Source organism: Actinopolyspora sp. BKK2 (assembly GCF_011291845.1).
GTDB classification, from domain to species: Bacteria; Actinomycetota; Actinomycetes; order Mycobacteriales; family Pseudonocardiaceae; genus Actinopolyspora; species Actinopolyspora saharensis.
In genome coordinates this window covers 34,124-52,857 of the sequence record NZ_JAANTE010000007.1, presented here as the reverse complement: position 1 = coordinate 52,857, position 18,734 = coordinate 34,124, and the positions used below count along the sequence as shown (strand labels likewise).

General features: G+C 68.4%; 10 protein-coding genes, 1 tRNA gene and 1 pseudogene. 4 read left to right on the top strand and 8 right to left on the bottom strand.

The window, feature by feature from the left end:
* The first annotated feature begins 93 nt into the window (after positions 1-93).
* The gene (locus G9Q41_RS15350) at positions 94-1,347 is read left to right on the top strand and encodes an alpha-amylase family glycosyl hydrolase (protein WP_092523408.1); all 1,254 of its coding nucleotides are present in this window, start codon (positions 94-96) and stop codon (positions 1,345-1,347) included.
* Here the strand turns inward: G9Q41_RS15350 and G9Q41_RS15345 are convergent.
* From G9Q41_RS15345 to G9Q41_RS15315, 7 genes are all read right to left on the bottom strand, one after another.
* Positions 1,315-2,355 carry a hypothetical protein gene (locus G9Q41_RS15345; RefSeq protein WP_092523410.1) on the bottom strand — a complete coding sequence of 347 codons (1,041 nt, stop codon included), beginning with the start codon at positions 2,353-2,355 and terminating at the stop codon, positions 1,315-1,317. The genes G9Q41_RS15350 and G9Q41_RS15345 overlap by 33 nt on opposite strands.
* Before the next feature lie 137 nt (positions 2,356-2,492).
* Positions 2,493-3,134, bottom strand: a complete 642-nt coding sequence (locus tag G9Q41_RS15340; RefSeq protein WP_092523412.1) for a hypothetical protein — start codon at positions 3,132-3,134, stop codon at positions 2,493-2,495.
* Positions 3,127-3,570 (bottom strand): thioesterase family protein, encoded by a 444-nt coding sequence (locus G9Q41_RS15335; RefSeq protein ID WP_092523414.1) that lies wholly within the window; start codon positions 3,568-3,570, stop codon positions 3,127-3,129. Before G9Q41_RS15335 ends, G9Q41_RS15340 begins: the two co-directional genes overlap by 8 nt.
* Positions 3,571-3,718: 148 nt before the next feature.
* Complete coding sequence (locus G9Q41_RS15330) at positions 3,719-8,707, bottom strand: NAD-glutamate dehydrogenase (protein WP_207631208.1); 4,989 nt, start codon at positions 8,705-8,707, stop codon at positions 3,719-3,721.
* A gap of 109 nt (positions 8,708-8,816) precedes the next feature.
* Positions 8,817-11,486 (bottom strand): hypothetical protein, encoded by a 2,670-nt coding sequence (locus G9Q41_RS15325; protein WP_165633246.1) that lies wholly within the window; start codon positions 11,484-11,486, stop codon positions 8,817-8,819.
* Between the two features lie 39 nt (positions 11,487-11,525).
* A complete protein-coding gene (gene ettA / locus G9Q41_RS15320) occupies positions 11,526-13,202 on the bottom strand; it encodes an energy-dependent translational throttle protein EttA (RefSeq protein WP_092523420.1) in 1,677 nt (558 codons plus the stop codon).
* A gap of 147 nt (positions 13,203-13,349) precedes the next feature.
* Positions 13,350-13,811 carry a single-stranded DNA-binding protein gene (locus G9Q41_RS15315; protein WP_207631209.1) on the bottom strand — a complete coding sequence of 154 codons (462 nt, stop codon included), beginning with the start codon at positions 13,809-13,811 and terminating at the stop codon, positions 13,350-13,352.
* 497 nt (positions 13,812-14,308) lie between these two features.
* Between G9Q41_RS15315 and G9Q41_RS15310 the strand changes: the two genes are divergently transcribed.
* Both G9Q41_RS15310 and G9Q41_RS15305 read left to right on the top strand, forming a co-directional pair.
* Positions 14,309-14,382 (top strand) — tRNA-Arg (locus G9Q41_RS15310).
* A 341-nt stretch (positions 14,383-14,723) separates the two neighbouring features.
* Complete coding sequence (locus tag G9Q41_RS15305; RefSeq protein ID WP_165633248.1) at positions 14,724-15,233, top strand: methylated-DNA--[protein]-cysteine S-methyltransferase; 510 nt, start codon at positions 14,724-14,726, stop codon at positions 15,231-15,233.
* A 66-nt stretch (positions 15,234-15,299) separates the two neighbouring features.
* On the opposite strand, the pseudogene G9Q41_RS15300 reads toward G9Q41_RS15305, so the two are convergent.
* Positions 15,300-17,135, bottom strand: a pseudogene (locus G9Q41_RS15300) (NAD(P)/FAD-dependent oxidoreductase).
* 118 nt (positions 17,136-17,253) lie between these two features.
* On the opposite strand from G9Q41_RS15300, the gene G9Q41_RS15295 reads away from it, so the two are divergent.
* Positions 17,254-18,570 carry a GAF domain-containing protein gene (locus G9Q41_RS15295; protein ID WP_347567574.1) on the top strand — a complete coding sequence of 439 codons (1,317 nt, stop codon included), beginning with the start codon at positions 17,254-17,256 and terminating at the stop codon, positions 18,568-18,570.
* The last annotated feature ends 164 nt before the right edge of the window (positions 18,571-18,734 follow it).

The following is an 18,734-nucleotide window of genomic DNA, read 5'->3' as shown; positions in this document are numbered from 1 at the left end:
CAATGCGGAAACGCACGACCGCTGTGGGCCCCGGTGGGCTCACTGCACCGTGAAACACGTCGAAACCGATCCGGCTCGTATCACCCCGACAGGATGGCCACCGTGTGCTTGACCGAACTGAGCCACGAACATCCCACGACGTCGCCCGACTGGTGGGAGAATCGGGTCTTTTACCGCGTCGACATACGGGCGTTCAGCGATTCCGACGCGGACGGGATCGGCGATCTCGAGGGGGTCCGCGAAAGGCTCGGCTATCTGGAGTTGATCGGCATCGGCGCTATCTGGCTGACCGGAGTGCTGGCTTCGCCGGTCGGACGTGTCGGACACGGCAGAGACGTCGATCCTCTCGTCGGCACCATCGAGTCGCTGGAAGCCCTGTTGACCGAGGCGCACGCCGCCGACATCAGGATCGTGCTGGACCTGCCCGTGGACAGCGCGGCCGTGAGCGACTCCGGCAGCGGCCACGAGCTGGCCGAGTCCCTGCGCTTCTGGACGGCCTGCGGTGTCGACGGGTTCCGGGTGGCGGCCGTCCCCGGCATCACGGGCGCCCTGGACGAAGCCACGCACTCGATTCTGCGGGTGATTCGGTCGCTTCCCGGTGAGCAACACGCCGTTCCGCTCGGCGGCCTGGTGCGGAACTGGCGGACCGAGCACGGCATGTTGTCCGAACTGGACATAGGTGTCGACATGCGTTTCAGCTCAGTACCGTTCGACGCCGCGCAGATCCGACAAGTCGTCCAGAGCGCCCTGGACGACTCCAGGGCCGCGGGGAGCTCACCCGTCTGGTCGCTGTCCAGTTGGGACTACCCGCGACCGACGACGCGTTTCGGTGGTGGCCCCGCGGGACTCGCCAAGGCCAGGGCCATGGCACTGGTCCAGTTCGCGCTGCCCGGCGTGATCGGGTTGGACAACGGCACCGAGCTCGGACTGCCCGAGTCCGAACGCCCCGACCGCACGAGCAGACATCCGGTTCGGGGGCCGATCCCGTGGGAAGGCGCGGAACCGCCGTTCGGCTTCTCCGCGGCGCCGGGAAGCTGGTGGCCCACCCCGCCCAGCTGGGCCTCCAGCACCGTGGAGGTCCAGCTGGAGGAGCCGTCGTCGACGCTCTCCCTGCACCGCAACGCCATGGAACTGCGCCGCTTCCACGAAACGGCGCAGCACTCGACGGTCCAGTGGTACGGAGCACCCCGCGGATGCCTGGCGTTCCGCTGCGACCAGGGGAAACTGACCTGCGCGCTGAACACCTCGAACGAAACGGTGCCCGCGCCGCCGGGGAGGATCGTGCTCAACAGCGCCCCGCTCGACGGTGACCGGCTACCCCCGGACACCGCGGTCTGGCTGGTCTGAACGCTGCCGCGCCCCCGCGTCCTCGACTGCGGCAGCGTCCTGTGCTCGCTCCTCCCGGAGATCACCGATGGTGCGCAGGTCCACCGCGAGCCTCTCCGCGTCGTAGCCGTCCGTGTGCAGCGACAGATCCAGGTAGCGCGTGAGGTACAGGGCAGCGGCGAAAGGTAGTGAGACGGCGGAACTCAGCGAGTCACGCACCACGTTGCCGGACCAGCTGCCGGTCTCCGTGCTCGCCGTGGCCACCGCGGTCGTCAACGGTTCGAGCAGCGCGGGCAGCAGCAGGACCAGCGAGACGGTCCCCACGGTCGGGAGCAGCCGCCGCAGAACCATGCGACCGACCCGACCGACCGCTTCCCGCACCCCGGTGCGCTGCACCGCGAACGGGACCACGGCTACGTTGGCCACCACTCCGGACACTATTCCGGTGAACCCGCCGAGCAGCACGCACAGCAACAGCGCCACGAGCAGCAGCAACCGCCACAGCGGCGGGGACTCCTCCCCCGCGAGAACGGGAACGGCCTGCCGCTGCGCGAAGTACAGCGGAACCGCCGTGAACACCGCCGGTGCCGTGGTCAACACCAGCCCGAGAACGCACAGCCCGGCACCGCGCTTGGTGAACAACCGCCACACGTGACGCGGAGTGGGACGGTATCCGGCACAGACCCAGGCCAGCGCCGCCACGGTCACGGCCGTAACCGCGATGTCCGCCGGTGTCACGAGCACCGCTCGCAGCACGCGGGTCCAAGCGTCCACCCAAGTGTTCTGGTCCACCCGAAGCAGCCCATCGGCGATGCCGATCCTGCCGCACATCCCGAAACGACAACTCGCGAACCAGCTCAACGCCGTGAACGGAACCACGATGAGCAGCGCCACCGGAAAGAGCCACAACGTGCGCAGCAGCAGACCCACTCCACCGGCCAGCGGGCCGCTCAACAGGAACGCTTCCCGGAACGAGCGGGTCATGCTCAGCGCGTCCCGGCTCTCCGGCATCGACGGGTAGTCGTACACACCGTCGATTCTCGACACCACGATGCCGAGGGCCTAAGCCGTGAACCGAGGAATCCCCCGAATCGAGCATCGCGGTCCGCCAGCTCCAGGGCCGCCAGCTCCGCTCCCCCCGTTCGCGGGAAACGAGGGGCGTCCGGTCAGGTCAGCAGCGGCAGCAGAGCGTGCCTGCGGCGCACCACCGCACCGAACCGGGAATCGATGCGCAACCACGAGTCGGTGGCGTTAACCCGGACGATCTCGTCGTCCGAGGGGTTGCCGACCAGGAAGCCCATCCCGGTCAGGACGAACAGGCACCGCAGCGGAACCGTCACCTTGAGTCCCGACCCGCTCACGGTGAACACTTCCTGATCCATGAGCGAAGCCGGGGGAGTCCCCTTCGGGCCGACGTTCTCCCGAGCGACGCCGACCCCCTGCTCGGCCACCTCGCCCACCACCTTGGCGGGCAGGTCGTCCACGTGGCGCCACCCTTCGGGCGGGGGCAGCTCGGAACGCCACATCAGGTCGCGCTCGGGGCCGGGATCCATCACGGGCCCGTTCGCCACCGTCAGGGCCGCGAGCAGTTCCTTGCCGGAGACGCTCACATCCCGCGGTTCGACCTCGCCCTGCACCGAACGAGTGCACAACGCGTCGAAGGGGGTGGCCGACCACACGTCGATCCGCTCTCCGTCCGCACGCATCCGCAGCCGAATCACGGCCTGCTCGTCCAGCCGCACGGCACGAGCGACGAACGCGCTCAGGTCGTCCCGCTCGACCGATTGGGACATCCGCAATTCAGGCAATTCGTGGCTCCTCGTCCGCGATGACCGGATCCAGCACCCACTCCTCCAGGAAGGAGAACTCCCCCTCCGTGAGACGGCGCGGGCGACCGGCCGTGAGGTCGTACGGCACCATGAGGGTCTCGGCCGTGGCCACCGAATCCGTGCCGCCCGCGGCGACCGCGTAGTCCACCACGAACGAGGCCCGGCGCAGCTCCCGGACCGACATGCGGACCTGGACGTGCCCCATTCGGTAGTCGACGGGGCTGCGGTAGTCGACCGTCAACCTGGCCACCACCATCCCGTCGGCCATACCACCGTGACCCCGCCGCTCGGCCTCGGTGAACAGCAACCCCGCACGCGCCTCCTCCAGCAACGTGACGGTCCTGGCATGGTTGACGTGGCCGAACGCGTCCATATCGGACCAGCGAATCGGCACCTCGGTGACGAAGGCTCCCACCTTTTCCTCTCCTTACGCGTCGCTCCGCGGGCGCGGCCGACGCGACGTGCGGTACACGGGACCGTTCGGCACCACCTTACTCCGCCACGGTGCGGACACCGAACCCGACGAACCACACGCGACGCGTCGGCCGCGCCCGGCGCGAGGCTCAGCGCACCATGCTGCGCAACTGCCTGGCCGCGACCGAGAGGGTGGCCAGGTCCTGCCTGCCCGAGTGCTTGATCTCCTCGAGCGAAGCCCGCGCACGTCCGATCCGGGAGGCGTTCGCCGACTCCCACTGCGCGATCTTGTCCTCCGCCCCCTCGTCAGGTTCACCACTGCGCAGCACATCCACCGCGATGGCACGCAGCGAGGCGTACAGGTCGTCCCGCAGCGCCAGCCGCGCCAGGGCGTGCCAGCGATTGCCGCGCTCCAGCTCCCCGACCGAGACCAGCATCCGCTCCATGTCGAGGTACTCCGACAGCGCGAAGTAGAGCTCGGCGCTCTCCCGCGGGCTGCGCTCCGCCGAAACCCCCGCGTCACGCTCGGCCAACTCCGCGATCTCGGTGATGTCCAGCAGGGCGAACGTGTCCAGCAGGGTTCCGATCCGCCGCGCCAGCTTCTCGGGCACACCCTGCTCGACCAGCCTGTCGGACTTATCCGCCGCGTTCCTGGCCGCCCTGCCCTGCACCAGGTCCCAGACGGACTCGGAGAGGTCGGCCACCACGGGACGGAAGCGTTGTATCTCGGCTCCTGTGGCCAGCGGTTGCGGCCTGTTGGACAGCAACCAGCGAGAAGCGCGGTCGAGCAGCCTGCGGGTCTCCAGCACCATGAAGTCGACGACTTCACTGGGAACCGTCCCGTGCAACCCCTCGATCTCCGCCCACAGGCCGGGCAGGTCGTAGACGCCGGTCACGACCTCGAAAGCCCGGACCGCGTCGGTCGTCTCGGCGCTCATCTCCTCCAGCAGCCGGTAGGCGTACGAAACGCCCGCCCCGTCGACGACCTCGTTGACCAGCAGGGTGGTGGTGAGCTCGCGGTGCAGCGGGTGCTGCCGGACCGCGTCGACGTAGTCGCTCCGCAGCGGCTCCGGGAAGTACTCGGGAAGCCTGGAGGCGAAGGCCTCGGTGTCCGGCAGGTCGCTGCTCAGCACATCCTGCTTCAGCGCGAGTTTGACGTGCCCCATCAACGTGGCCAGTTCGGGCGAGCTCAGCCCCTGACCGGACTTCTCGAGCTCGCGGAACTGCTCCGCGCTCGGCAGGGCCTCGAGCTCACGATCCAGACCGGAGCGCTTCTCCAGCTCCGCGACCAGCCTGGAGTGCACCGAGACCATCTGATCGGCGTGGGAGCGCGAGGTCCCCAGCACGGCGTTCTGCCGGTAGTTGTCGGTCAGCACCAGGTCCGCGACCTCGTCGGTCATCTCCCGCAGCAACTCGTCGCGCCGCGAGCGGTCCAGCCGTCCCTCGGCCACGAGCTGGTCCAGCAGGATCTTGATGTTGACCTCGTGGTCGGAGCAGTCGACCCCGCCCGAGTTGTCCAGGGCGTCGGTGTTGACCTTGCCCCCGTTTCGGGCGAACTCGATGCGACCGAGCTGGGTCATGCCGAGGTTCCCGCCCTCGCCGACGACCTTCGCGCCGAGATCGGCGCCGTCGACGCGGACCGGATCGTTGGCTTTGTCCCCCACTTCGGCGTGCGACTGGGTGCTGGCCTTGACGTAGGTGCCGATACCGCCGTTCCACAGCAGGTCCACGGGAGCGCACAGGATCGCCCTGATCAGCTCGATCGGGGTGAGCCGGGACACGCTGCCGTCGATTCCGAGCACGGCGCGGATCCGCGGGTTCAGCGGGATCGACTTGGCCGAACGCGGCCAGACACCACCACCTTCGCTGATCACGTCGCGGTCGTAGTCGTCCCAGGTCGACCGGGACAGCCCGAAGAGCCGACTACGTTCGGCGAAGGAACTGGCCGGATCGGGATCCGGGTCGATGAAGACGTGCATGTGGTTGAACGCCGCCACCAGGCGGATGTGCTCGGACAGCAGCATCCCGTTGCCGAAGACGTCCCCGGCCATGTCACCGACACCGACCACGGTGAACTCCTCGCGCTGCGTGTCGGTGCCGAGCTCACGGAAGTGCCGCTTGACGCTCTCCCACGCCCCCTTGGCGGTGATGCCCATGGCCTTGTGGTCGTATCCCACCGAGCCGCCCGAGGCGAAGGCGTCCCCCAGCCAGAATCCGTAGGACTCGGCCACCTCGTTGGCGATGTCCGAGAAGGTTGCCGTGCCCTTGTCCGCCGCCACCACCAGGTAGGTGTCGGCGCCGTCGTGCCGCACGACGTTCTCCGGAGGGGCGACCCCGCCCCCGACCAGGTTATCCGTCACGTCGAGCATGGCCGAGATGAACATGCGGTAGCAGGCGATGCCCTCCTCGCGCACGGCCTCGCGGTCGGCGGCCGGGTCCCCGGTGGAAACCGGCGGCCGCTTCAACACGAAACCGCCCTTCGCACCCACCGGGGCGATCACAGCGTTCTTGACCGCCTGCGCCTTGGCCAGCCCGAGAATCTCGGTCCGGAAGTCCTCCCTGCGGTCGGACCAGCGCAGCCCACCACGAGCCACCGAGCCGAACCGCAGGTGCACCCCTTCGAACCGGGGGGAGTAGACGAATATCTCGTACTGCGGCCGCGGCTCGGGCAGCCCCGGTATCTCCTGCGGCTCCAACTTGAACGACCAGAACGAGCGCGGCAGCGCATCGGCGCCGCGTACGAAGTGGTTGGTGCGCAGCGTGGCCCTGATCAGGCTGAGGTAGTTGCGCAGGATCCGATCGGCGTCCAGGCTGCTCACCTCGTCGACGGCCCGCTCGATCGCTGCGACGAGCTCCTGCTCGCGCGAGTCGCGGCTCGTCTCGTCCAGCTCCGGGTCGAACCTGGCCTCGAACAGCTGGACCAACTGCACGGTGATCGACTCGTGCGCGAGCAGCGCGTCCTCGATGTAGTCCTGGCTGTAGGCCACACCGACCTGGCGCAGGTACTTCGCGTAGGCACGCAGCACGGCGGTCTGCCGCCAGGTCAACCCGGCGCGCAGCACCAGGGAGTTGAAGCGGTCGACCTCGGAATCGCCCTGCCAGACGGCCCGGAAGGCCTCCTCGAAGCGTTCCCGCAGCGTGTCCATCCGCTCGCCGCCCGACTGCTCCAGCAGTCCCTGGTCCGGACGCAGCCCGAAGTCGAAGATCCACCTGCGGGTCTCCTCGTCCGGTGAGACCTCGTAGGGGCGCTCGTCGACGACCTCCACCCCCATGCTCTGCAACACCGGCAGCACCCTGGACAGGGTGACGCGCTCGGTGAGGAACATCTTGAACCGCCGGTCCCCCGGTCCGGCGTCCCTGGGTGCGTAGAAGGACATCGCGAGCTCGCCCGGCCGGGAGATCCCCTCCAGGCGGCGCAGGTCCACCAACCCGTCGGCAGCGCTGAAGTCCTCCTTGTAGGCCTCCGGGAAGGCGGAGGCGTAGCGCTGCCCCTCCTCGCTGATCGTCTCGGAACCGGAGGTGATCGCACGCCCGTCCCGCCGGGCCTCGATGCGGTCACCGCGCCGCTCGGCGTCGATCTCCTCGACCATGTCGTCGTCCCAGGTGCGGATGGCCTCGCTGAGCCGCCGCTGCACCAGGTTGACTTCCGGTTCGATCCGGGTTCCCGGTTCGGTGTGCACGACGAAGTGGACGCGTGCCAGCGCGGACTCACCCACCCTGGTGCTGTACTCCAGGCCGGTGCCGTCCAGTTCGGCCAGCAGCACCTCCTGCATCGCCAGCCTCGAACGGGTGGTGTAGCGCTCCCTGGGCAGGTAGACCAAGCAGGAGAAGAAGCGGCCGTAGGGGTCCCGCCGGAGGAAGAGCTTGAGCTTGCGGCGCTCGACCAGGGCCAGCACGCCGGTGATGATCTCGAACAGGGTGTCCGACTCGGTCGCGAAGAGCTCGGTCCTCGGATAGCTCTGGATCTCCTCGAGCATGCGCTGCCCCGAGTGGGACTCCAGCGGGAAGCCCGCGCGGTGTATCACTTCGCGGGCACGCCGTTCGATGACCGGGATGTCGAGGACGTTCTCGTGCAGGGCGGTCGTGGTGAACAGACCGATGAACCGGTGCTCCCCGGTGACCCGGCCCTCCGAGTCGAAGGTCCGCACTCCCACGTAGAAGGGATGCCCGGCTCTGTGCACCGGGGAAGCCGCGTTCGCCTGGGTGAGCACGAGCAGCTCCCCGGGGTCGAGGTCGGTGACCGTCTCCGAGTCCGTGGACAGACTGCGGGCCGCACTGCTGTCGGAACGCAGCACCCCGAGCCCCGTGGCCAGGATTCCCCGCAGCGTCGCTTCCCCGCTGTCCTGATCGGAAGCCACTTCGTCGTGGCGGTACCCCAGGAACATGAAATGCCCGTCGGCCAACCAGCGCAACAGCGCGGCACCGTCCCGAATCCGCTCGGCCGACAACGGCGGAGCGTCCTTCTCCAGGGAGTCCGCGATTCCGCGGGCCGTGGCGTGCATGCGATCGGTGTCCTCGACCACCTCGCGCACGTCGGTGAGCACCGTCAGCAGTCGCTGCTCGAGGTCACGGGTGCGGTCCGACTCGGCCAACCGGTCTATCTCGAGGAACATCCACGACTCGGTCAGCGCGTCCGCGGGCGGGGCCGAGGGGTCCGCATCCGGCAGGACTTCCCGCAGCTCCCCGGCCACGTCACGACGGACCACCACGATCGGGTGCACGATGCGCTGCACCTGTGCGCCCGCCTCGGTCAGCTCGGCCACCACCGAGTCGACCAGGTAGGGCATGTCGTCGGTGACCAGCTGCACCACCGATCCGGGGCTCTGCCAGCCGTCGGTGGAGCGGTCCGGGTTGAAGATCCGCACCACGGGACGCCCCGGTGCTCTGTGCGCGGCGAGTTCGTAGTGGGCACGCAACGCTCCCGCGAGATCGGCGGGCTCGTCACCGGCCATCTCCTCGGACGGAACGTGCCGGTAGTAAGTGCGCAGCAGGTGGGCCAGCTCCGGAACCGTTCGTACGGCTCGCTCCACCAGGCTCGTCAAATGTTCGCCCCCATCCGCGCCGTGCTCGGAAGCAATCGCCGTTCCGGCGTTCGGTGCGGTGTGTTCGGTACTCAACTGTCCGGATTCAGAGGTCATCGTCACGCAGCTCCACAACTAGCGGCACCTCGTTGTGCCAACACGAACCACCCTAGAGGCTGTACGACTCCTCTTGGGGGCGGCCTGAACAGATCACCTCACGGCGCGTTCAGCGGACCTGCGGAGTCCAGGTGTGGGCGTTCCCGCCCTCGTCCTCCCCAGCCGCGTGGCGCCGACGTGAGCGTGGTTCCTCGGCGGTTCTCGACTGCTCGGAGGCCCAGCCGCTCGTTCCGCCCTCCGCGGACCGCTCTCCCCGATATCTTCCGGTGGAAGTGGTGCTCTCCTGCTCGGGGGCTGGTTCGACCGAGTCGTTGCCGTTTTCCGCAGCGGTGTCCTGCTTGCCGTGCTGATAGGCGACCAGCGCTTCCGCGAGCAGATCGGCGAGGCCTGCCTGGTCGGTGTCGTCGCCCCCGCTGTCCCTGTTCTCCAAGTCCGGAAGATCCTTGATCAGATCCCTGCTCTGCTCGAGCAGTTCCTCGGTGACAGCGGGATGTACCGGCTGCTTCTCCCCGACAGCAGCCGCGGAGGACTCGCCGGGCCCCACCTCGGAGGTGGTGTCCGTGCTCTCGGTGGGAGGAGCCGCACGACGGCGTCGCCCACCGACACTTCGTCCGCTCTCCGGAGCGGGGTCACCAAGACCGGCCCGGTCGCGTGTCGCACCCTGTTGCTCCGCCTCCAGCGCCGCCTTGATCTCGGCGAAGGACCGTCCGGACGAACGACGCCCGGTGGAGCCGTCGCGGCCGTACGAGGCAGTGGCCGGATCCTGACCGCGCTGTCCCCGCGTTTCGCCCGGAACGTGGTTCGGATTCTCCGAACGGTGTTCCTCTTCCGCGAGGGGGTCGGGGGTCCCGTTGCCGTACTGACTCGAGGGGCCCGCACTTCCGGGGACGGGCTCGTCGGGGGGCCGGTGCTGCCAGTACTGGGCGCTGTCGCTGCGCGGGGAGTCCACGTCCACCGTCGGTGCGGGAGGGACGACAGGAAGGACGGTCGTCGTCTCGCCGGCCGAGGGCCACTCCGCGTCCGTGGATGGGAGGTCGTCCCGCTCCACGTCCTCCTCCCGAGCGGTTCGAGCCGCGCCGGCGTCATCGATGTTCGGGGCGGACGCGAAGGACCGCCCGGGAGCGGGGTCCTGCGCGAAAACCCCCGATTCGTCCGGCGGGGGCGTCGTCCCCTCCGCGGGCGTGCCCGGTTCGGGCGGGGTCTCGGTGGGAAAGCCCACCGCTGCGTCGATCTCCTGCCCGCTGGGTTCGGGAGAGCGCCCGCCTTCCTGCCTGGTGCCGGGAAAGCCCTCGTCGATTCCGGACGGCCCGCCTGAATCCCCCTCCGGGAGATCCCGCCTACGACGCCTGCCCCCGGGCGCCTGTTTCCGAACCGGTGAATCGAACTCCCCCCGAGGCCACTCGGCATCCCTCGGCGAACTCGCGTCGCTGTGTTCCTCGAGGAAGGATGACCCGGTGGGGGGCGAACCTCCCGAGGAGCTGGTGCGGGCAACCGGGCCACGCCCGAAGCTCTCCCCCACCGCCTCGGCCAGCTCCGCCTCGTCCGAGACGCCGCCGTGCTTCACGAGGGTGTCCATGAGCTGGCGTGCCGCCTGCCTGGTGTCGTTGCCCTGTTCGGAGGTGGGCGGGGCTGGTTCGGGAGCCCGCCGCGGCGGCACGGTGTGCTCGGAACTCGCCCGGCTGACCTCGCCCACGGACTGTTGCCTGGGTATCGTGTGGTTCTCGCCCACGGAGGCCTCGTTCTCGGCTCCGGGGAAACATTCCAACAGCCGCACCCTGGCGTGCTCGATCATCGTGCGCCGCCGATAGTCGGCCGAGTACGCCTCCCGGACGCAGTGCAGGGCTTCCCGCAACTCCGCGGCGGACTCGTGAACATTCGACAGCATGTTGAGCACAGCCGCCTGCAGGTCGAGCAACTCGTGTCGACGTGCCCCGCCGAGGGCCTCGTTCAGCGATTCCAGAGCCGCTTGGCGCTGTCCCGCGGGCAGATGAACCCGGGTGGTCAGCGCCAGCCGCAACCACCCCACCGGAGCGGCGGCCGCCGCCCGCAGGGGCTGCTGCAGCAGATCGGTCGAACAGCGAACGGCTTCCCCGTGCCTGCCCAGGTCGAGGAGGGCCTGTGTCTGCTCCAGCACGAGGCTCGCCCTGATCCCACCGCTGTCCGCGGCGGGGTCCCCGAGGCGGTCCAGGAAGTCGAGCCCGCGGGCCGCCGCGTCGATCGCCGTGGTGAGCTCGCCGTGCGCGCGATGATGACCGGCGCGGACGGCGTCGACCCTGGCGCGGAGCAGCCGAACCGTGTCCTGATCGTGGGTCGTCTCGGCGGCGTAGAGCCGGTCGGCCTCGTCCAGCGCCTCCACCCGCTCGGACGAGCACCGATACATCGGCAGCGCACCGCACAGCTCCAGCAAGGCGTGCGCACGCAGCTGCGGCGGGATCGCCTCCCGCTCCAACAACGGGTGCAACACCCGCGAGGCCACGTCGTGACTCCCGCTACTGCGGGCGCAGCAGGCGAGCTCGACCCTCAGCTGGTCGAGCAGCTCGGTCAGCCCCGCCTGCTCGGCGTCCCGCAGTGCCCCGATGACGCGTTCCACTCCCGCGACCGAACGCCCCAACCTGTTGGCGGCGAACAGCGCGATGAACTCGGCTCGGAGTCGCTGCTCGACATCGCCCGTTTCCCTCGCCAGAGAGGTCGCGCGGTTTCCGAGTAACAGAGCCAGCTCCGGAACCCGCCAGCGCCATTGCCAGGCGGATTCCAGCAGTTCCCAACCAGGCTTGCTCACCCGCGAACCGCGCTCCCTCGCCAAGACGACTCTCCGATCTCAGCCGCGTGTCAGTTTGCGGTGGGTCACCCGGTGCGGACGTGCGGCCTCGGCGCCCAACCGGTCGATCTTGTTCTTCTCGTAGCCCTCGAAGTTGCCTTCGAACCAGAACCACTTCGCCGGATTCTCTTCATCACCTTCCCAGGCGAGGATGTGCGTGGCCACACGGTCGAGGAACCAGCGGTCGTGGGAGATGACCACGGCGCAGCCGGGGAACTCCTGCAGCGCGTTCTCCAGTGAGGACAACGTCTCCACGTCCAGATCGTTGGTCGGCTCGTCCAGCAGCAACGTGTTGCCACCCTGCTTGAGAGTCAACGCGAGGTTCAACCTGTTGCGCTCACCGCCGGAGAGCACCCCGGCCGGTTTCTGCTGGTCGGCACCCTTGAAGCCGAAGGCGCTCACGTAGGCGCGCGAGGGCATCTCGACCTGCCCGACCTGGATGTGGTCGAGCCCGTCGGAGACGACCTCCCACACGTTCTTGTTCGGGTCGATGCCGGAACGGTTCTGGTCGACATAGCTGAGCTTGACCGTGTCCCCGACCCGGACCTCACCGCTGTCCGGCTCTTCGAGCCCGACGATGGTCTTGAACAGGGTCGTCTTGCCGACACCGTTGGGACCGACCACGCCGATGATGCCGTTGGGCGGCAACGTGAAAGACAACCGATCGATCAACAGATTGCCCTCGAAGCCCTTGCTCATCTCGTTCGCCTCGACGACCAAGTTACCCAACCGCGGCCCCGGCGGAATCTGGATCTCCTCGAAATCCATCTTTCGGGTCTTCTCGGCCTCGGAGGCCATCTCCTCGTAACGCTGCAACCGGGCACGGGACTTGTTCTGCCGCGCCTTGGTGTTCGAGCGCACCCACTCGAGCTCGTCCTTGAGCCGCTTCTGCAGCTTGGCGTCCCGCTTGCCCTGGACGGCCAGCCGCTCCTGCTTCTTCTGCAGGTACGTCGAGTAGTTCCCCTCGTAGGGGTAGGTGTTGCCGCGATCGAGCTCGAGGATCCAGCCCGCCACGTTGTCGAGGAAGTAGCGATCGTGGGTGACGGCGAGCACCGCACCGTGGTAGTTGGCCAGGAAGTGCTCCAGCCACTGCACGCTCTCCGCGTCCAGGTGGTTGGTGGGCTCGTCGAGCAACAGCAGGTCGGGGCGGCTCAGCAGCAACTTGCACAGGGCGACCCTGCGCCGCTCACCACCGGAGAGGTAGCGAACCTCCGCCTCCGGGGGCGGGCAGCGGAGCGCGTCCATCGCCTGTTCGAGCTGGGAGTCCAGCTCCCAGGCGTCGGCGTGGTCGAGCTCCTCCTGGAGCCTGCCCATTTCTTCCATGAGCTCGTCGGTGTAATTGGTGGTGAGCTCTTCGGCGATGTTGTTGAAGCGGTCCAGCTTCTCCTTGATCTCGCCGACACCCTCCTCGACGTTGCCGAGGACGGTCTTCTCCTCGTTCAGCGGTGGTTCCTGTTGCAGGATGCCCACGGTGTAACCGGGTGACAGGAAGGCCTCACCGTTGTTCGGGTGGTCGAGTCCGGCCATGATGCGCAGCACGCTCGACTTACCGGCCCCGTTCGGCCCTACCACACCGATCTTGGCACCGGGGTAGAACTGGAGCGTGGCGTTCTCCAGTATTACCTTATCCCCGTGCGTTTTGCGCACGTTCTTCATGGTGTAGATGAACTCGGCCATACTCCGATCGTAGATGTGTCGACACGCGAAGTCTGCACTGCGTCCGCACGGTGCCCGCCCGCCCGAAGGGCCCTGACCAGGCGAGCGGCGCACCGTGGAGAACGCGGAGGCACTGCGGGGCGTCAGCGCCGATCGAAATGATCCCCCTCAGGCACCGATCGCGTGACGCGTGTCGGCAGCTGTGTTCGACTCGACGATTCCGAGGGGCCGCAGCTGACTCGGCGGCTCCTCCCCCGTCCCACCTTCGACCGTGTTTTCGTCACTGTCCGTGCGAACGCTGCACAGCACGTCGAGTCCGATGGCTCCGGCCTCCACCTCGGCCGTGACGCGGCGCTGCCCCTCGAACTCGTACTCCCTGGTCCGCAGCCTGCCGGTGACCACGACAGAGTCGTTCTTGTCCAGCGAGTACAGCACGCTCTCCGCGAGCTGCTTCCAACAGTTGATCGTGGCGTAGACCCGATCGCCGTCCACCCAACACTGACGGGTGCGGTCGAAACGGCGGGCGGTGCTGACCATCCGGAAGCTCGCGACCCGGTTGCCGTTCCGCGTCTCCCTGGACTTCGGGGTGCTGAGGACCTCGCCGACGAGGGTGACAGCCGTCTCGTACATGAACTCCTGCCTTTCCACCACTGGTACGTGGTCACTTCGGTTCCGACGCCGCTCGGCGCTGAGTTCACACTGCCCCGGTGCCAACACGGATCGCCATAGCTCTGTTGCTTTCTGTGCACAGCCGGAAGGCTTGTGGACAACTCCACTTCGGGCCGAGCGCCCCCCTCCGCGCTCCCTCGTCGGGCGGGCGCGCCACGACGAACACCGTTAGATTACGAATCGATACAGGAGACACACGCGACGCAGGTGAGCACGAAACGGGATCAGCACAGCAATGCGGGAATATATTCGCTGGTCAAAGCATTGCACAGCGCAGCGGAAGACCTCCGAAAAGCGATCCAGACAACTGGGACCAACCACGTGGGATTATGATCAGCTTGCCGTTCGATACCGTCTCGGCAACACCGGCCGTGTGGGTTCCCTGTAAACCACTTACGGCAGATACTCTCTTGAGGCGACACGGCGGGCGCCTGCGCGACGCCCGCGCGGGTCGTTGAGCCCTCGTAGCTCAGACGGATAGAGCAAGAGACTTCTAATCTCTAGGTCGCAGGTTCGAATCCTGCCGGGGGCGCCTTCCAGCAGGGCACAGACGTGGGGGCGGATCGATACCAAGATCCATCCCCACTCTATCCCCACTTCTGCTCATTGCTGCCCGGACAGATCGTCCAGGACACGGGCACTCACGTCACCAGCAGACTGATGCGTCCCCGTCACGGACCAGGCTCTACGGCGATGGAGTCCGTAACCGCCACCTCTCCACACGGCAGCGGGATCAGGGCGGAGGCACCTCGCGAATCGCTGCCGCGCGGACAATCGCTCCCCTCTCCGGAGCAAACACCTGCGCAGCGGGAGCACGGCAGTGGGTACGATGCGCAAGACGGCGCATCAGGTTGCCGATGACGAGGACGGCCCATGGACACCAAGCACACGGTGATCGAGTCGCCGCTGGGCCGGCTTACCGCCGTGGCCGAAGGGGATCGGCTGACCGGGCTGCACTTCGAGGACCGCGCGAACGAGGACCCCGAAGCCCCCGAGGCGGTGTTCGGCCCCCGCGTCGACACCGATTTCCGCGAGACCAGACGTCAGCTGGACGAGTACTTCGCCGGCGAGCGCACCCGCTTCGACCTGCCGCTGACCTTCCACGGCGACGACTTCGACAAGCGCGTGTGGAATCTGATCGCAGGAATCGGCTACGGCGAGACCCGCAGCTACGGCCACTTGGCCGAGCAACTCGGCAACCCCGGCCTGGCCCGAGCGGTGGGCGCGGCCACCGGCCGCAATCCGCTAGTCGTGGTCGTGCCCTGCCACCGGGTGCTCGGCGCGGACGGCAGCCTGACCGGATTCGGCGGCGGACTCGACCGCAAGCGTTACCTGCTGCGCCTGGAGGAACCACCCGCCGAGGAGGCGGGCAGACTGTTCTGACCTCCTGGCGCTGTCACGTCCGGCCCGCCGCGGCGACCGGAACCCGCCCACCCTCGACTGAAGCGGTCAGCTCAGGTGGTGCACCTCCTGCATCCCGTACACGGGAGTCGGGATGTTCTCGTAGCGGGCCTTGAGCTGCAGCGCCAGGTACAGCTAGTAGTGCCGCGCCTGGTGCAGGTTCCCGCCGTGGAACCAGAGGCCCTCCTGGTGGGTCGGTTTCCACATGTTGCGCTCCTCCCCTTCCCAGGGGCCGGGGTCCTTGGCCGTGCCGGAGCCGAGCCCCCAGCACTTGCCCACCCGGTCGGCGACCTCCTGGCCGATCAGCTCGGCGGCCCAGCCGTTCATCGAGCCGTACCCGGTCGCGTACACCACCAGGTCGGCAGGCAGCCGCCTGCCGTCCTCCAGCACGACAGCGTCCTCGGTGAGCTCGGCGACCTGGCCGTTGGCGAGGCGGATGTCGCCGTTGGCGACCAGTTCCGAGGCCCCGACGTCGATGTAGTAGCCGGACCCCCGGCGCAGGTACTTCATGAACAGCCCGGAACCGTCCTCGCCCCAGTCGTGCTGGAAGCCCGCCTTCTCCAGCCGCTCGTAGAAGTCGGCGTCGCGCTCGGCTATCTCCCGATAGATCGGCATCTGGAAGTCGGGCATGATCCGGTAGGGCATCGAGGCGAACGTCAGGTCCGCCTTGTGGGTGGTCATCCCCGCTGCGATCGCCCGCTCGGAGTACAGGTCGCCGAGCCCGAGCTCCATCAGCGAGTCGGACTTGACGACGTGGGTGGAAGAGCGCTGCACCATGGTGACGTCGGCACCGACCTCCCAGAGCGCGCCGCAGATGTCGTGCGCCGAGTTGTTGGAACCGATCACCACGGCACGCTTACCTGCGTACTCCTCCGGCCCGGGGTGCTCGCTGGAGTGGTGCTGCTCCCCGGTGAACCGGTCCCGCCCGGGGAACTCGGGCACGTTGGGCTTGCCGGACACCCCGGTGGCCAGCACCAGGTGCCTCGGGCGGAGCGTGACCCGCTCACCGTCGCGGTCGACGTGCACCACCCACTCCTGCGCCCGCTCGTCGTAGTACGCCGAAGTGCACGTGCTGGAGGTCCAGTACGGGATCTCCATCACCCGCGTGTACATCTCGAGCCAGTCGCCCATCTTGTCCTTCGGGGCGAACACCGGCCAGTTCTCCGGGAACGGAATGTAGGGAAGGTGGTCGTACCAGACCGGGTCGTGCAGGCAGAGGGTTTTGTAGCGGTTGCGCCACGAGTCGCCCGCCCGGGCGTTGCGCTCCACGACCAGCGCGGGAACGCCGAGCTGACGCAGCCGTGCTCCCAGCGTGATCCCCGCCTGACCGCCGCCCACGACGACCACGTGCGGCTGGTGGGTGTAGCCGAGCGTCGCCTGCTCCTCGGCACGCCGCTCGCCCCAGCTGGTGCTGCCGACCCCGGGCCCGTGCTCGGTCCCCTTCGGACGTCGGTTCCCCGTCGCCTCCTCGAACCCCTTGAGCTCGTACAGGGTGGTCAGCAGCGTCCAGGCACCCTCCTCGGTCAGCCGGAGGTGCCCGCAACCGCGACCGCGGGCGGTTTCGAACTCGACGAAGGCGGTCACCACTCCCTCCGATTCCTGCGGTGCTTCCGTGGTGCGGAACCCGGAGGGGGCGGTGTCGGCGAGCCGGGCCGTCAACATGTCGGCAACGCCTTCGCGTCCCTCGACGGTTTTGATGTTCCAGGTGAACGCGATCAGGTCACGCCAGTAGCTGTCGACGGCGAACATCTCGCAAGCCCGCCGAACGTCGCGGGCGGCCAGTGCGGACTCGAATTCCGCGAGCCACGCGTCCACCCGTCGCTGCGGGGCCACATCGTTGCGTGCGGTGGTCTCGTCGAGCTCAGTGGGGCCGGTCCGGGTCATCACGACTCCTCTCCTCGCGTGCCCCACAGCACAACCCGATGTGTCCTGATTCACAAGAGTTGCATCGCGTTGCACCACTTCTCGGCTATGGTGTGCTTCACAGCCCCGGGTTATCGTCGTGCGGGACTCGGCCTACGGGAACGTGATCGTGAAGGACTTCAGCGCGGCCGGACAGAGCACGGATCTGCACGCGCACGCCCGCCTGCTCGCCGAGACGCACGAGGCGGTCATCGGCGGTTCCGCCCCACGTGTCCGTCCACGTGGGATCGTGGCTCGCTCCTGGTCCCGAGCGCTCGCGCTCGGGCTGGACCCCGAGGGGCGCAACTCGCGCGACGCGCTGCCCGCTGATCAAGTGGAGCTGCTGCGCCGCGAGTCCCCGCTCGGCTCGGTCGTCGAAGAGCTCCGCGCCCTGATATCGACGGTGGCGGACGCCTCGCGATTCCTGCTCGTGATCACCGACGGCGACGGGGTGATCCTGTGGCGCGAGGGCGCGGTCGACGTCGCTCGCCGGGCGGACGAGCTGGGCTTCGTCAGCGGCACGCGCTGGGCCGAGTCGGTGGTGGGCACCAACGCCATCGGGACCGCGCTCGCCGAGTCCTCCCCCGTGCAGCTGTTCTCCGCGGAGCACTTCGAACAGCCGCAGCACCCCTGGTACTGCAGCGCTGCCCCGATCCACGACCCGCGAACGGGCGAACCGCTCGGTGTCGTCGACATAAGCGGCCCCGCGCTGAAGCTGCACCCCACGGTCGGCGCGCTGGTCGGCACCGCGGTGCGCTTCGCGGAGCTGCGGCTGTGGCGCGAGCATCAGCGCGAGCTCGAACAGCTGCGCACTGCGGCAGCACCCTGGCTGGCCGGAACGCCGGGGCCGTGGCTGCTCGTGGACGGGCACGGCTGGGTGGCGCACAGCTCAGGCGTAACCGCAGGGCAGCGCACAGCGGTACCGCGCACGGATCGTCCCGTGGCCGTCCCCGGAATGGGGCTGTGCTTCGCCGAACCCCTCGCGGGGGGTTGGCTGGTGCGCCCCCACGACGAGGACGTCGCCCTGCGACTGCTGCTCGACCTGTCCACCGGCACCCCCGCGGTCGAGGTCGGTGGCCGCGGAACGCCGTGGCGCAGCTCGCTGGGGAAACGGCACGCCGAGATCCTGCTGCTGCTCCACCTCGCAGGCCCGGAGGGGGTCAGCACCACCACGTTGAGCCGCTGCCTCCACGGCGACGCCGAGCACGCGGTCGCGACCCGCGCGGAGGTGTCCCGCCTGCGCAGGCTGCTCGGGGGCGTGATCGGGGCGCAACCGTACCGCGTGGCTCCTGAGGTCGAGCTGCGTGTGGAGCTCGGCAGCGCCGAACGCGTGGAGGACTGCGCCTTCGTCCGCGACTCGGCCTCGCCCGGGGTGCGTGCCTTCGTCCGGCGGCAGGCACCGCTGCGGCGGGAGTAAGCCGCCGCCGGAACCTAGGAAGCAACGGTGCGCCCCGGGTGGTCGCGGTCCGATATCGCTGCGCAGCATTCCCCCTCCGCCTCCGCAGGCGGCTCCCGCACCTCCCGAACGCTCCAGGCGTCCGAACACCGGGACGGTGTTATCCAATAACTGTCCAAATCGTT

Coding starts and splice junctions, on each gene's coding strand:
- G9Q41_RS15330 (WP_207631208.1), bottom strand. CDS start 8,707: ATGACCTCTGAATCCGGACAGTTGAGTACCGAACACACCGCACCGAAC.
- G9Q41_RS15350 (WP_092523408.1), top strand. CDS start 94: ATGGCCACCGTGTGCTTGACCGAACTGAGCCACGAACATCCCACGACG.
- G9Q41_RS15315 (WP_207631209.1), bottom strand. CDS start 13,811: ATGTACGAGACGGCTGTCACCCTCGTCGGCGAGGTCCTCAGCACCCCG.
- ettA (WP_092523420.1), bottom strand. CDS start 13,202: ATGGCCGAGTTCATCTACACCATGAAGAACGTGCGCAAAACGCACGGG.
- G9Q41_RS15305 (WP_165633248.1), top strand. CDS start 14,724: ATGGACACCAAGCACACGGTGATCGAGTCGCCGCTGGGCCGGCTTACC.